Origin of the sequence: Polynucleobacter rarus (assembly GCF_003072505.1) — a bacterium.
Classification (GTDB): Bacteria; Pseudomonadota; Gammaproteobacteria; order Burkholderiales; family Burkholderiaceae; genus Polynucleobacter; species Polynucleobacter rarus.
Genome location: NZ_NTGB01000001.1, coordinates 247,151 through 262,393, shown reverse-complemented (window position 1 = coordinate 262,393; position 15,243 = coordinate 247,151). Strand labels below are relative to the sequence as shown.

The 15,243-nt window shown below is 39.4% G+C and carries 15 protein-coding genes and 1 tRNA gene; 9 read left to right on the top strand and 7 right to left on the bottom strand.

Annotated features, from left to right (window positions below):
* Positions 1-29: 29 nt before the first annotated feature.
* On the bottom strand, positions 30-497 hold the full coding sequence (locus AOC35_RS01145; protein WP_108645379.1) for a phosphate-starvation-inducible protein PsiE: 468 nt from the start codon (positions 495-497) through the stop codon (positions 30-32).
* A 64-nt stretch (positions 498-561) separates the two neighbouring features.
* Between AOC35_RS01145 and AOC35_RS01140 the strand changes: the two genes are divergently transcribed.
* Positions 562-651 (top strand) — tRNA-Ser (locus AOC35_RS01140).
* 165 nt (positions 652-816) lie between these two features.
* Here AOC35_RS01140 and AOC35_RS01135 read toward each other — a convergent pair.
* Complete coding sequence (locus AOC35_RS01135) at positions 817-1,593, bottom strand: Crp/Fnr family transcriptional regulator (RefSeq protein ID WP_159077422.1); 777 nt, start codon at positions 1,591-1,593, stop codon at positions 817-819.
* A 261-nt stretch (positions 1,594-1,854) separates the two neighbouring features.
* Between AOC35_RS01135 and AOC35_RS01130 the strand changes: the two genes are divergently transcribed.
* From AOC35_RS01130 to AOC35_RS01105, 6 genes are all read left to right on the top strand, one after another.
* Positions 1,855-3,216 carry an HD-GYP domain-containing protein gene (locus tag AOC35_RS01130; protein WP_108645377.1) on the top strand — a complete coding sequence of 454 codons (1,362 nt, stop codon included), beginning with the start codon at positions 1,855-1,857 and terminating at the stop codon, positions 3,214-3,216.
* 178 nt (positions 3,217-3,394) lie between these two features.
* Positions 3,395-3,937 (top strand): hypothetical protein, encoded by a 543-nt coding sequence (locus AOC35_RS01125; protein ID WP_108645376.1) that lies wholly within the window; start codon positions 3,395-3,397, stop codon positions 3,935-3,937.
* A gap of 3 nt (positions 3,938-3,940) precedes the next feature.
* Positions 3,941-4,438 carry a DUF6644 family protein gene (locus AOC35_RS01120; RefSeq protein ID WP_108645375.1) on the top strand — a complete coding sequence of 166 codons (498 nt, stop codon included), beginning with the start codon at positions 3,941-3,943 and terminating at the stop codon, positions 4,436-4,438.
* Position 4,439: 1 nt separating this feature from the next.
* Complete coding sequence (locus AOC35_RS01115) at positions 4,440-4,937, top strand: DUF6644 family protein (RefSeq protein WP_108645374.1); 498 nt, start codon at positions 4,440-4,442, stop codon at positions 4,935-4,937.
* Between the two features lie 65 nt (positions 4,938-5,002).
* Positions 5,003-5,842, top strand: coding sequence for a hypothetical protein (locus AOC35_RS01110; RefSeq protein ID WP_159077421.1), 840 nt, complete (start codon positions 5,003-5,005; stop codon positions 5,840-5,842).
* A 12-nt stretch (positions 5,843-5,854) separates the two neighbouring features.
* Positions 5,855-6,274, top strand: coding sequence for a DUF6152 family protein (locus tag AOC35_RS01105; protein ID WP_108645372.1), 420 nt, complete (start codon positions 5,855-5,857; stop codon positions 6,272-6,274).
* 467 nt (positions 6,275-6,741) lie between these two features.
* Here the strand turns inward: AOC35_RS01105 and AOC35_RS01100 are convergent, their stop codons facing one another.
* From AOC35_RS01100 to AOC35_RS01080, 5 genes are all read right to left on the bottom strand, one after another.
* On the bottom strand, positions 6,742-7,854 hold the full coding sequence (locus AOC35_RS01100; protein WP_108645371.1) for a Gfo/Idh/MocA family protein: 1,113 nt from the start codon (positions 7,852-7,854) through the stop codon (positions 6,742-6,744).
* A 61-nt stretch (positions 7,855-7,915) separates the two neighbouring features.
* Positions 7,916-8,980 carry a Gfo/Idh/MocA family protein gene (locus tag AOC35_RS01095; RefSeq protein ID WP_108645370.1) on the bottom strand — a complete coding sequence of 355 codons (1,065 nt, stop codon included), beginning with the start codon at positions 8,978-8,980 and terminating at the stop codon, positions 7,916-7,918.
* 105 nt (positions 8,981-9,085) lie between these two features.
* Entirely contained in the window at positions 9,086-10,399 is a 1,314-nt protein-coding gene (gene serS / locus AOC35_RS01090) for a serine--tRNA ligase (RefSeq protein ID WP_108645369.1), read from the bottom strand.
* 32 nt (positions 10,400-10,431) lie between these two features.
* Entirely contained in the window at positions 10,432-11,094 is a 663-nt protein-coding gene (lolA, locus tag AOC35_RS01085) for an outer membrane lipoprotein periplasmic chaperone LolA (protein ID WP_108645368.1), read from the bottom strand.
* A gap of 25 nt (positions 11,095-11,119) precedes the next feature.
* A complete protein-coding gene (locus AOC35_RS01080; protein ID WP_108645367.1) occupies positions 11,120-13,486 on the bottom strand; it encodes a DNA translocase FtsK in 2,367 nt (788 codons plus the stop codon).
* A 123-nt stretch (positions 13,487-13,609) separates the two neighbouring features.
* On the opposite strand from AOC35_RS01080, the gene trxB reads away from it, so the two are divergent.
* Complete coding sequence (gene trxB / locus AOC35_RS01075; RefSeq protein ID WP_108645366.1) at positions 13,610-14,566, top strand: thioredoxin-disulfide reductase; 957 nt, start codon at positions 13,610-13,612, stop codon at positions 14,564-14,566.
* Between the two features lie 91 nt (positions 14,567-14,657).
* Positions 14,658-15,197, top strand: a complete 540-nt coding sequence (gene ppa / locus AOC35_RS01070) for an inorganic diphosphatase (RefSeq protein WP_108645365.1) — start codon at positions 14,658-14,660, stop codon at positions 15,195-15,197.
* Positions 15,198-15,243: the final 46 nt, after the last annotated feature.

The window sequence follows — 15,243 nt, the reverse complement described above, 5'->3', positions numbered from 1 at the left end:
ACTTGATTCCCAAAAATGTAGGTACTTTTTTAGTTTTTTTCAATATTGACTTTTGAAGGAAAAGAGGATGAAGCGTACCGAACTACTAAATTTGCTAGTGCTAGCACTAATATTGTTCCACCTAAAATCATTACTTCAATTGTTGCCTCATGTTTTACGTTGACAATATCAATAATTAATCTGGTGACTGCAGTGATAGCGAGATAGATTAAAAAACGCACTGGCATATGATTTGTTTTAAAGTAAATGCCGACCATCGCCCCAATTTCTAAATAAATAAAGAGTAATAATAGGTCTTCAATCGAAGCGTGTGACTTCTTAAGCATCTCAAGGGCGGCGTAAGAAGCTGACCAAACAGTCGCAATCCCAATCACAAATAAAGCAATATGGTGAAAGACTGAAACTAAGACGTTGCCAAATATTTTGACCCAATAATCTAGCTTACGCTCAAATTTCTTGACAGAGGTGGAAGTTGTTTTTTCTAAATCGTTGTCCATGTTATATTCCGAGATAGTCGATTACTCAATCATAATTGAAAATTAGGTTAAGATTCAACTATTCGGAGAAGTGGCAGAGTGGTCGAATGTACTTGACTCGAAATCAAGCAAGGGTGTAAATCCTTCGTGGGTTCAAATCCCACCTTCTCCGCCATTTTTTCTCATCCCTATATCCAGGTGGGGGTATTTATAAAACACTCTTGATTTCTCTCATTCAGTTCATTCAGCCACCATTTTAAGTGGGTGAATTTGAGAATTAACGGCCAATGGCCTACTAGATTATCTTTGATAGGGATATCCTTTTAAATGAGCTTTGTGATCAGATTGTTTGACCACTCTCCTCAAGGGTTAAATCAAGAAATTCTACGAGTTTGTGATAATCAATCTCATTAATTTCTCGGTTTTTTACTCGAAAAAATTTTGCTCCCTCCAATGTGGCTAAAGCTCGACTTAATGACTCAACGGTAATACCTAAATAGCTTTTTAAATCCCCCCTGTTCATAGGTAGATGGAGATAGTTCTGCTCGGATTTAAATCTTCCCTCCTTTTGGAGTAACTCAAGAATAAAGTAAACTAGTTTTTCTTCAACAGAGTGAGATCCAAGTGAAAAAAGATGTTCCTGGGCTCTATTTAATTCATTACTCAAGGCGCGTTCAATAGACTTTTGAATCATTGGCTCTTTTTGAATTAATGACTGCAAACGAACATAGTTAAGACTACAAATAACACCATCAGTAAGTGCATACGCATCTAAATGATGCCTGCCATCGGCAATGCCATCTAATCCAACCAGATCGCCATTAGATGCAAATCGCGTTACTTGATGCTGACCATTGGATAAACTAAATTCAAGCTTTAGGAAACCAGTACTGACGTTATAAATAGATTGAATTGGATCACCCTGATGAAAAATTGCATCTCCAACTTTTACTTTAAATTGATGGGTATATTCAGTCGTTAATCTTTCTCTGCGATCAATGTCAAGATTACTATTTAAGCAAGCTGATTTGCTGATGCACTTTACACAGGAGCTAGTGCTAGACTGAGCTCTGAATCCTTCAACAAATTGTGGGGTATCGCGCTGAAACGTTCTCATATGAATAATCTCCATGAACCTAATAAATTTCTTAGATAAAAGTTGATTGATATTAATCAATCTTTTCGAACTTGAATGTACGATAACGAACCAGCAAGTAATTAACGTTTAGGCTTAACTTGCTTAAACCTAGAAAACAAAAATATGTCTTTTCAAGGTAAAGTAGGCTTAAGGGATAATAGGGTTTCCCTATATAGAATAGGGCTAAATAATGATTTTGGGAGTAGTACAATGTTTTAAATATATTAAAAAAATTTATAAATGAAATCTTTATCTGTAGCATCACTATTTTTTACTTATGCCTTACTTCATGGCTTTTTGGGGCTGCTCTTAGTTGCCTTTTTAAGAAAAAACAAAAATACTTCTCTAAAGTTTCTAGCTTATGCTTGTTTCGTCCAAGCCGCTCTTTACTCCACCCTAGTTCTTAGGCCCGTTATCCCAGAATGGATTGGAATAACCGTGCCTAATTTCCTCTCAGTTGCTCAAATATATTTATTATTCAAAGCGATCAATACCCAAGCTTTAAATAAGACCAACCTCAAAGCTTTGTTTTTAGTTTTAGCTGCATTGTATGCAGGCGCTACCAGTATTCTTAGTGACTCACCTTTCAAGGAGTTCACCCCTTTACTAGTAGGCGCTTTTTTAGGGGCTGGGAATTTATTCATCGCCAAAGAACTGAAACTAATTCAAAAAAATAGCTCAAGTTTATTTATTAAAATTCCTTTTATCTTAAGCGTATTAATTGCGGTTCTTTGGGTAGCAAGAGGGCTAGTAAGTTACAAGTTAGAAATAGTTTTAGCGCAGGACCAAAATATTTTTAATATTGTATTTTTTGCAGTAATCCTTATGTTTGTTTTTATTCGTAAGATCTCTTGGGTTGGGTTTTATCTTGATAATTCAATTCATTACCAAAAACGTCTAGAAAAATATAATAGCGATTTACTGGCGCTAGTTGAAGAAGTAAACGAAGTTGAAGGTGTTGCTCAAAGTTTAGAAAATGGTATGCTCAATGTATTAAACCAGCTTGCAAAAGAGCGTGACAACGAAACAGGAAACCATATCCTACGAACACAGCTTTTTGTCAGACTTATTGCAAGTCATTTAGACGATATTGGGAAGTCTGAAGTCAATTACACTAAAGAAACTCTTAATATTCTTTTTAAAGCAGCTCCGCTGCATGATATCGGTAAGGTGGGTATTCCAGATGCAGTCTTATTAAAACCAGGCAAATTAAATCCCGCTGAGTGGGAAATCATGAAAACGCATGCCGTAATTGGGGAGCGGATCCTATCTTCAATGAATGTTGATGGTGAAATAAATTCAAAAATCATCAAAGTAGCTATTGAAATAGCTGGTTCACACCATGAAAACTGGGACGGCACTGGGTACCCAAGGGGCTTAAGTGGTAAAGATATTCCTCAATCAGCTAGAATCATGGCCTTAGCCGATGTTTATGATGCTTTGCTCTCCTCAAGACCCTATAAAAAAGCGTGGACCTATAAAGCAACATCTGAGTACATCAATTCTTTGAGAGGAACTAAATTTGATCCCGACATCGTCGATGCCTTTAATTATTTAGAAGCTCAGTTTAGATTGATACGTAGACAGTTTAAGGAGGACTAGTCAATTACAAACAGTTCTACGTCAACCTAAATCCTAGAGTGCTTTTGGGGACTGCCCCCGATAATCCTCTATCTAGGTGCAAAAACACTCAAAACCTATGGCAAACCCTTAGATGGAAAGTTTGGAGTAATATATTTTCATTGTTTTTAAAATAAAAATATATCTGGGGCCAATCATTATGCGCATTTTTGTTGCTGTCATTTTTCTAATGTTTTTTTCTGGCTTTAGTCACTGTCAAAACCTGAAAGTGGTCGAAAAAAATGCTGCTCCTACTATCGAATTAAAGTCCTTGATGTTATGGTTGATTGACCCTGCAGCTGATGCAATTTGGGATTCGGTATCAACCATTATTGATAGAAATGGCACTACGAATATTGCCCCTAAAAATGATGAAGAGTGGGAATCACTTCGCCAACAAGCGGCAGTTTTAACTGAGGCAGGTAATCTGTTGATGATGCCCAATCGAGTCCAACCTGGCAAAATTTGGGCCCTCGCTGCGAAAAAATTAAATACCTCTGGTTTTTTAGCGCTTCAAGCTACCTTAAATAAAGATCCCGATTTACTTTTCAAGGCTGGCGAAGAAATTTATAAATCATGTGCTGGATGTCATCAGGCTTATGCGAATTTCGAAAAATCGTCAAGCTTTACTCCAGCGGGTGCTAAGGTCATAAATCAGGCAAGTAATTCCAGTAATATTTACCAAATAGCAAACAAATATTAATACATGATCAATCCCTTTATAAAACAGCTTTCTTTAAGTATTGAGCAGACTTATTTAAGTCAGTCACTACAAGGTGTGGAATGGATTGTTGCGGTAGTCCAAACCGTCCACATCCTAGCTTTGTGTACTTTAATGACAGCCATGATGATTAGTAACTTCAAAGCACTAGGGATTTTGCATCGGAATCATGTTTTATATCCTCTAGCTAGTGCTCTTAAAGGGCCAGCACATATCGCTCTGTTGGTTTTATTTTTAAGTGGCTTAGTCATGATTATTGGTGAACCAGCTAGAGCATTATTAAATCCGATATTTCAACTAAAAATGCTGCTACTTATTGCTGCTGTTATTTGCTCGATCTATTTATCAGTTGCACAAAAAAGAATTGCTAACCATTCTTTTAGTAAAAACAATTTGCATTTTTTTGAAAAATTAATCGCTTTGATTTCCATCGGACTTTGGCTTGCCATATTATTCGCAGGCCGCTGGATAGCCTATACCTAATATGATATCTACTTCCCAAATCGGTAATATCCTTCAAGACTTACCTATCGCTATATTGATTAGTGAGAACGAGTTTTTATTTCCTTGGATTGAATCTTTTCACGTACTTGCTATTACGATGGTGATTGGCTCTATTTTTTTGGTGGATTTCAGACTAACGGGAATTGCATTTAGGAACTTTGAATTTAGTACCTTCTCCAAAGCATTAATTCGTATTACCTGGCTTGGTTTTAGTCTTGCGGTTATTACTGGATCTTTATTGTTTATTTCTAATGCTTCGACTTATCTGAATAACACAGCCTTTCAATTAAAATTTTTATTTTTAGGATTGGCGGGCGTGAACATGCTTATATTTCAATTCATCTCGTCCAAGGAGATGAATGTCTGGGGACATCCTAACTATAGAGTTCCACCTATCGCCAAACTAGCAGGAATTTGTTCTTTATGTTTTTGGTTAATTGTGGTTGCATGTGGAAGATGGATTGGTTTTACTTTGTAAAAAGTTTGTTATTTAAAGCAGTTTTTTTAGAACCTAGAATGGTCAATACTAAGGAGATCATTGACATGAAAAAAAGTTTCAAAATTATTTTGAGCTTCAGCTTAATTCTTAGCGAAACGCTAGGCATGACAAGCTCTTTCGCTCAAACCAAACCGAAGGCACCTGTTGTCATCAACCCAGCACCTACTGCAAAAGACTGGGCTGATATTGCAAAACTTCCTGATTGGAGTGGTGTTTGGAATCCTAATATTAGTGATCAAGATAAAAAAGCGATTACTGAAATGCCGCCATGGCAAGAGAGACAGGCAAAAATCATTGCTTTCCAAATTGCGGAAGAAAAAGCAGGAAGACCTACTCCTCTGTTTACCAACTGTTTACCTGAAGCTATGCCATCGTGGATGTTAATCACTCACAATGCCATGGAAATATTATTTACACCAGGCAGAGTTACCATGTTGGGTGAATCTGATGGTAATCGTCTACGTAGAATTTATACTGACGGTCGTGAACATCCAAAAGAACCAGATCCATCTTATCACGGTCATTCCATTGGTCATTGGGAAGGTGATACCCTGGTGGTCGAAACAACGGATATTATTCCTGAATCCCTTTTAGCAATTAGCGAAGCCGCTGGAGTACCTAACAACGGCGACATGGTCGTTAAAGAACGAATCTATCTAAAAGATAAAGATTTATTAGTAGATGAGCTAGAAATTGTTGCTCCAAAAATATTAACGAAACCTTGGAAAACAACTCGCTTTTTCTTTAGGCAAAGAAATCGTAAATTTGATATCGTAGAAGGTGTTTGTTTAGAAGGATATTTTGTACCAAAAGTCGATAAAAATGGCGATCATCTTTTCGAAGCAATTAAACATGATGTTGGCGGAAACCGCTTAGTAAATTAAGGAGAATATTTTATGAAATCAATCAAAATAATTATTGGCAGTACATTGGCTGCAGGTGCAGCTCTTGCGACCTTTGCAGCATTTGCGCATCACTCTACTACCATGTTTGACCACGCCAAGACCTTGCAAATTACTGGTGTAGTGGAGCAAATGCACTGGACCAACCCCCACGTAGCGGTCATTATCAAGGGTAAAGAAGCAGGAAGTGCTGAGGAAACAACTTGGCTCATGGAAATGACAAGTCCAGGTAACCTTATTCGCGCGGGTGGATGGTCGCGTAACGCCGTTAAACCTGGTGATAAAGTCGTTGTAGACTTCAGTCCACTGCGTGATGGTAGAAAAGGTGGGGCTCTCAAAAAATTAGTGAAGACGGATACTGGTGATGTTTTCACAGCGAATATTCGTGCTCAAGAAGCCGCAAATTTAGAGTAAGAATTAAGGTATTTTCCTCAACCGATAGTAAGCAATTTGATTGCAAACTATCGGTTGATTTATTTGTACTAGCTTGAGTAAAAAACTGTTTGAGGGAAAACGCTTATTTTCTTTTTTGATTGAATTAGGAATAATACTTTTATTCAATTATTCCTTTGGCACCGATGTGCTTGCTTATGAAATTCCCACTTAATTTATTTAATAATAGACAACCAACACCTCTTCAAAAAGCTTTTTCATCCTCGATTCGATTTATTATCAAATCAACTTTAGTTGGATTTATTGTTGTCATTTTATTCAAAGTAATCATGACTAATTTTGAGTAAATTATCCATTATTGGATGCGAAATGAGTGATTTCAAAGCTATCGGCACAGCACTTTTTGACGAAACATCATTTTCATCATGTCCAGTACATGTTTCAGCTTTAATCGATTTCCGTTACGTCTAAAGATCGGTTACTCAAATTTAGTAAATATCATCTTTTGCATCAATCGGCAAAGAAATTGGTTTCTTTAATCTAGCCGATAAATCAAATGCTTTGGTCATCATTAAATTGAAATGGGCTTCTTGGGCTGTGGCAGCAGGCGTTGGAATATTCAAAGCAACACGGTTAAGCCAAGACTCAGTCTCTTCACGCATTGGCCCCCTTAACTCTCCCAAAGCCATATCGCCTGGGGGATAACTCCCCATAAAATCTACCCGTCTTGATTGATCGGGTGCATAGCCCTCACTCTGAGATTTGCTGGTAGCTAATACAATATCCCGGTGCGTATCATCAATCGTAAGAACTCCTTCAGTTCCAACAATTCCTACATCTAAGCTATATACTGCGCCAGGCCAAACCACTGGTAAGGCCCAAGAGATCGTTGCTTGATAAATCGTACCGTCAGAATAAGTAATGACACCGCTCGTCGCATCGATCCCTTTCCAGTCTGGCCCTAAGGCCTTATCAATCGACCGAGCATAGATCTCAACAGGTGTTTTTCCTTGCATCATCCACATCACAATATCGAGTGCATGTGTTCCGGAAATCACCATTGGTGAAATGCGTTCAGGATGATCCGTACGCTTATAGTTATCAATCGCCACCAGTCTATTCATAAAAGCTCTGGAAGTCACTAGCGTAACATCACCGAGTTGACCAGAAGAAACTTTTTCTTTAGCCGCTAACCAACGCCGACGAAAACGTTGGGTATAGCCGACGATGGCATCGACACCAGCCTTTTCAATGGCCGCAAGCACACGGGCTGAATCGGCGAGATCCGTCGCTAGTGGCTTTTCAATCAATAGGGAATGGCCACGCTCAGCAGCTTTTAAAATCGGATCGACGTGCAAGTGCTCGTCTGTAGCAATAATGGTTGCATTGACTTCAGGGCGATTCAATAGTTCTTCGTAAGAGTCTGTGACAAAATCAGCTTTAATTTTTTCAGCAACAAATTTCGCTCTCTCAGGATTTTTTTCAGCAATCCCAATCCACCCAACTTGTGCATGACGTGCTGCGACTTCACCACGAAATAAACCAACCCTACCTGCTCCAACAATTGCTAAACCAATATTTTTTGCTTGCCGATCACGCATCTCTCACCCTGCCATTCAATAGATTGAAGAACTTACCCCAAAAACCATCAAAAAGAATGGTTTAACCGTTTGCTGCTTTTAGCATTTCAGTTGGTAGTGGTAAATAAACAGGTTCTCCAGTTTCGGCAGATAAGTCAGCAGCCATATACACTTCCATGACCTGACGAGCCTGCTCACCGGTCACAAGCACATCGCGATCCATCGCTACAGCTTCAATAAAATGGACTGTTTCATAGGCCATTGGACCTGCATAAATATGATCAACTTGTTCACCTGGCATGGTTGACATGGGTAATTGCATACCATTTTTCATGGTATTCAAAACCACATCTTTGTGACTGTCATCTACCATTAAGGCGCCATCGGATCCGACAAATTCAATCCAGGTAGATGAAAAATTAGGATATCCAGGAGGCAAACTCCATCCGCCGCCAACCACAAAAGATAGTCCGCTATCCATCGTTACCATAATCCACTGTGTATCTGGAATATCACCACCAGTACTCTCACGCATCGCACCATAATTGACTTGAGAATACACTTTAACTGGTTTAGCTGGCTCTAAGCACCAAAACACGAAATCTAAATCGTGCGTTGACTCCATCGCAGCAGGTGAAAGTTTGACACGACCAGCGATTTTCTTACCTAGACTACGCGTAATATGACGGCTGACTAAAATACTGACGGGCTTACCAATCGTACCGTCATTAATTGCCTTTTTAACGTAGGCATACTTTGGATTAAAACGTTGTGAATACCCAATCGTGAACTTGAGATTTTTTTTCTTCGCTAAGGCAATCAACTCATCCGCTTGTTCGAGTTCAATTGCAATTGGTTTTTCTAAAAAGACGTGCTTACCAGCATTCAAGGCATCTCTTGCCATCGGGAAATGGGTTGTTTCTGGCGTCGCAGAAATAATGACAGCGTCAATGCTATCAATTTTTAATAAATCTTGATAATTAGTAGTAGCTGTTTTAGCTCCGACAAGTTGGGCCATTTCATGTAAACGGATTTCATTCGTCTCAGCGATATGAATCTCATTTACTAAGGGATTTCTACGGGCAGTTTCTGTTCTAATACCGCCACACCAGCCAGTACCAATCACACCAATGTTAATTTGCTTCATTTTTTGTCTCCTAAAAAATTAATCTTTATTTAATTTTTGTTAGCTAATTTGCTAACTGATATTTTCATATACTTTACAACAAATTTTCAGCTATTTGGAACTTTTTCAAGGCTTTAAAAGCTCTAACCCTCCAAGATAAGGCCTTAAAGCCTCGGGAATCTTCATACTGCCGTCGGCTTGTTGGTGATTCTCCATCAACGCTACTAGGCATCTACCAATCGCTAACCCTGAACCATTTAAGGTATTAATTAATTGAGGTTTCGCTTGACCAACTTTAAAACGGGCTTGCATCCGACGCGCTTGAAAATCGCCCATTGTCGAACAAGAGCTAATTTCACGATAGGTATTTTGAGAAGGTATCCAAGCTTCTAAATCATAGGTCTTGGCACTTCCAAATCCCATATCCCCAGTACAAAGTAAGACTTTTCGATAGGGGATTTCTAGTTTTTCTAATACTGCTTGGGCGTGACCTACCAATTCTTCGAGTGCATTTAAGGCCTCCTCGGGTTTAACTAACTGCACCAATTCTACTTTTTCAAATTGGTGTTGTCGAATCATGCCGCGTACATCTCGGCCATGGCTACCTGCTTCTGATCTAAAACAGGGTGTGTGTGCCACAAATTTCTGAGGTAATTGATCTTCGCTAAAAATTGCGTCACGCGCCATGTTTGTAACAGGAACTTCCGCCGTAGGGATAAGATAGAAATTCTCAATGCGCGCTTCGCCCGCTTCACCCTCTTCAACGCCACCCATTTTGCGGGGAACTTTAAACAAATCTTCCTCAAATTTTGGCAATTGCCCAGTACCTCGCATACTCTCTGCATTGACAATAAATGGAACATTAATCTCTTCATAGTGATGTTGTTCGGTATGCAAATCCAACATAAATTGTGCCAATGCACGATGCAGTTTTGCAATTCGACCTCTTAAAACAACAAAGCGTGAACCCGTAATTTTGGTGGCAGATTCAAAATCAAGTCCATACAAAGAACCCAAGTCAACATGGTCTTTTACTGGGAAATCGAAGTTTGGCACAGCACCCCAACGTGCCACTTCAAGGTTATTGCTCTCATCTTTTCCAATTGGCACACTCTCATCGGGTAAATTCGGAATACCCATTACAAACTGTTGAATTTGAGTTTGCAATAGCTCTAATTGTTCGGAACTTGTTTTTAAGTCATCATTAATCTGATTAGATTGGGCCAGTTCACTAGAAGCATCTTCGCCTTTACCCTTTTTCATACCAATTGCTTTTGCTAATTGATTGCGTTTGGCTTGCAACTCTTCGGTTGCAGCTTGCAATTGTTTACGCGAATTTTCTAACTGTGAGAATTTTTCAGTATCTAGAACAAATTTACGCCCTGCTAAACGCGAGGCAACAAGTTCTATATCTTTACGAAGTAATTGTGGATCAATCATGTATATTTTTTAAATTAAAAATTGGTAAGAAACTATTTTAAGTTGAGGATTTCTGCATTCGGTGGCACTTTAAAACTAAACTCTTCATTATTCATTGCTTGATTCGTTTTTACTTGAGAGAAGGTCAGCAAGACCGTATTGTCCAAAGCATCTCTTAACTCCATTGCTAAGGGTAAATTATCTTTCATCCCAATCCCAATTTTATTAAATGGTAAATCATCACCACCTTTTTTTTGGCTCTTTGGAATTAATTCAACCCAAAATATGCCATTTTTTTCACCCACACTGATGAGCTCAAAGTATTCTTCTAACTGAGTGTTACCAAACAAAATTGCCACGGGGGTGGCTGCTAAGGCTTTATTTGAAGGACGATAGGTAACTTGATTTAAATCCTTATCCCACATAATTAATTGCTTACCATCAGAAATTAATTTTTGCTCAAACGGTTTCAGAGTAGTCCAAGTGAACTTACCTGGTCGTACAAAACTAAATTGGCCTGAAAATTGTCGCAATATCTTGGGCTTATTATCGGCACCTGCCTGATTCCCAATTTGTTGCTGTAAAAACTCACCGCGTGCAGACTGAACGTTTTTAGTAAATAGCTTGAGCTGATCAACTCCATCTAGCGCATAGGCAGAATTCATGAGTAGCAAAGTACAGAAATAGAAGATTGTAGTTTTAAGGTAATTTTTCATAAAAGTAGATTTTTGCACTTTAGATTTAAAGGTGCTCTGATCTCGGTGCCAAAATTTCTCTAGTACCCGATCCGGACATTTTAGAAACGAGCCCTGATCGCTCCATATCTTCTAGTAACCTTGCGGCGCGGTTATAGCCAATTCTTAAATGTCGTTGAACTAGTGAAATAGAGGCACGTTTATTTTCTAGCACAATCGCAACGGCTTGATCATATAAAGGATCAGATTCTCCACCACTCTCGCCATTGGCACCCTCAACACCTTCTTCACTACTACCATCGATGATCTCATCAATATAGTTAGCGGCACCTCTTTCCTTCAGCCAATTGACAACTCGTTGTACTTCATCATCTGACACAAAAGCACCATGCATACGTTGTGGATGGCCACTACCAGGTGGCATAAACAACATATCACCCATTCCCAACAGAGCTTCTGCACCTTGTTGATCAAGGATAGTTCGGCTATCGATACGACTACTTACTTGAAAAGAGAGTCTAGTTGGCACATTCGCTTTAATTAGACCGGTAATGACATCAACGCTGGGGCGTTGAGTGGCGAGAATTAGGTGGATACCGGCAGCTCTCGCTTTTTGTGCAATCCTAGCAATCTGCTCTTCTAACTTTTTACCAACCACCATCATTAGGTCCGCTAATTCATCAATAATGATGACAATGGTGGGGGCTTTTTGTAAGGGTTCAGGATCGTCCGGCGTTAAGCTAAAAGGATTAAATAAATGAGTACCTGCTGCCTGGGCGTCGGCAATCTTCTTATTAAAACCAGCTAGATTTCTGACACCAAATTTACTCATCAACTTATAACGGCGATCCATTTCTTTAACCGCCCATTGCAAGGCATTAGAAGCCTGCTTCATATCCGTTACCACTGGCGTTAACAGGTGGGGGATATCTTCATACATTGCCATTTCTAGCATTTTTGGGTCAATCAAAATCAGACGCACTTCGTCCGGCTTGGCTTTAAATAGCAAAGAAAGAATCATGGCATTAATGCCTACCGATTTACCAGAGCCGGTGGTACCAGCTACCAGACAATGAGGCATTTTGGCTAAATCAGCGACCATAGGCTGACCCGAAATGTCTTTTCCGAGTGCTAAGGTTAAGAGCGAAGCACTACCGTTATAAACTTGTGAACTGAGGATTTCAGACAAGCTAATCATCTGGCGCTTTGGATTGGGTACTTCAAGTCCCATACAAGTTTTACCCGCAATTGTTTCTACTACGCGCAAGGCTTGAGTACCTAAAGCCCGGTTGAGATCTTTGCTCAGATTCACAATCTGACTACCTTTTACACCTACTGCAGGCTCAATCTCATACCGAGTAATGACTGGACCAGGGTATGCAGCAATCACTTTCACCTCAACCCCAAAGTCTTTTAATTTTCGCTCGATTAAGCGTGAGGTAAATTCCAAGGTATCGGCTGAAATCATTTCCTGCTTACCGGGTGCATCATCTAACAATTCTAGGGGTGGTAACTCAGAATCAGGGAGCTCCTCAAACAGATTTTTTTGCTTTTCCCTTACAACTCGGTCACTGATTTCAATCTTGGTTGTTTGTCGAACAATTTGGATAGGTTCTTCCTCAACATACTTCTCAAGTTCATCCTCTACAAACTCTCCCCTTTCCACTGCTGCAACTTCACCAATTTTTCGATCTTCAACATCTTGACGCTTATTTTTCAGTCCTAAAAAGGAAACTTCCAGAAACCGGCCTACCTTTTCTGAAAAAGATAACCAGGAAAAATGTAAAAATAAAGATAATCCAGAAAAAAAGATCAATAGTAAGAAAAGTGTTGAGCCAGTGAAGCCAAGTAGACTCTGCATTGGATCACCAATCATTTCGCCCAATACCCCACCAGGATGATCATTTGGGAGAGGAATTTTTAAGCTATGCATCCGAATCGACTCTAATGTAACGCTCGAAAGAAGGGTCATTAAAAACCCTAACCATCGCACTACTATCGAATCTTGAAGGTTTTTTTGGTTCTGTGCTTGAGATTTTTCCTGTTCTTCCTGTAACCACTCAGGATTAGCAATCTTAGTCCAACCTTGGGTAACTCTTCGAGCAAACAAAACTACCCACCAATAGGCAGATGCGCCAAAAACAAACAACATCAAGTCGGCAATAAATGCGCCCACTTTGCCACCGATATTTTTAATATCTCCGCCCGAGTTATTAGACCAGCCTGGATCGTGCTGATTATAGGTAACCAAAACTAGTAATAAGGCAATACAGACAGCTAAGGATAGAAACCATTTAATCTCTACCAGCAACTTGGAGAACTTATCTTGACTTTCCGAGGGCGAAGAGTGTGACCCCTCACTCAGAGTGGATTTCTTATTAAAATTTGGTCTTTGAACAGAGTTTTGTCCCATTTTGTCATTGTAAACTGCATCAAGCTCTAAAAGCAGAATTTACCATTGTTCAAAAAAATGGGTATTTTAAATTTGATTAATTAGAATTGAGAAAATTATCAATAATTCTTATAAAATAGATCTATGACAGATAAAACAATGAAACACGTAAAGCTCCTTATATTAGGTTCAGGTCCTGCAGGTTACACTGCAGCTGTTTATGCAGCTAGAGCAAATTTAAATCCCGTCTTAATCACGGGTATGGCTCAGGGTGGTCAACTTATGACCACAACGGATGTCGAAAATTGGCCGGCTGACCCACTGGGTGTGCAAGGGCCAGAACTCATGCAACGCTTTCTAGAACATGCTGAGCGCTTCAATACGGAAATCATTTTTGATCATATTCATACGGCAAAACTGACAGATAAACCTATTCGTTTGGAAGGTGACTCAGGGGTATATACCTGTGACTCGCTCATCATCTCAACTGGCGCTTCCGCCCAGTATTTAGGCCTTCCATCCGAAGAACTATTTATGGGTAGGGGTGTTTCAGCTTGTGCTACTTGCGATGGTTTCTTCTATAAAAATCAAGAAGTTTGTGTCATTGGTGGGGGTAATACTGCCGTCGAAGAAGCGCTATATTTAACCAGTATTGCTAAAAAAGTAACCGTCATTCATCGCCGCGACAAATTCCGTGCCGAACCAATCTTGATTGATCGTTTAATGGCTAAAGTCGCAGAAGGTAAAGCCGAAATTAAATGGCATAGTCAACTTGATGAAGTGCTTGGTGATCAGTCCGGTGTTACTGGTATTAGGATTCTTAAATCAGATGGCTCCAAAGAAGAGATCTCCTTACACGGTATTTTCGTTGCGATTGGTCATAAGCCGAATACAGATATTTTTGCTGGGCAACTTGAGATGGAAAATGGCTATATCAAAACTGTAAGTGGCACTTCTGGCAATGCTACAGCGACTAATATCCCCGGTGTTTTTGCTGCTGGTGATGTCCAAGACCACATTTACCGTCAAGCAATTACTAGTGCAGGTACAGGCTGTATGGCGGCACTTGATGCTCAACGGTATTTAGAGTCGATTGCCTAAGCTGTTTTAGGCCTCTCGCCTTCATCGCCACAACACCAATCAGTTAAAATAAATACCTCAATTATCAACACCTTAGCCATTCGGAGAATTCATGAGTTTAAATTTAGTTGCAGCAGGTAAGAACGTTCCAGAGAAATTTAACGTAATTATCGAAATCAGCATGAACGCTGATCCCATCAAATATGAAGTTGATAAAGAAACTGGTGCTATTTTTGTAGACCGTTTTATGGGTACTGCTATGTTTTACCCTTGCAACTATGGTTATATTCCGCAAACAATTGGCTTAGATGGAGATCCAGTTGATGTGCTCGTCATGTCTCCTTATTCTTTACCTCCAGGAGTTGTGGTTAGCTGTAGAACAATCGGTGTATTGAATATGGAAGATGACGGTGGAGTTGATGCGAAGTTATTAGCTGTACCAGATACAAAATTACTGCCAGTTTATGCTCACATTAACAGTTTGGAAGACGTTAGTCCGCGCACCTTAAATCAAATCAAGCACTTTTTTGAACATTACAAAGATCTTGAAGAAGGCAAGTGGGTTAAAATTCAAGGTTGGGATAACGCCGATGCAGCTAAAAAAGAAATTTTGGCGGGTATTGAGCGTTATCAGTCTTCAATTAAGAGTTAATTATCTAAAAGGGGTATTAGTCATTAGTACCCCTTAGACTAATTAA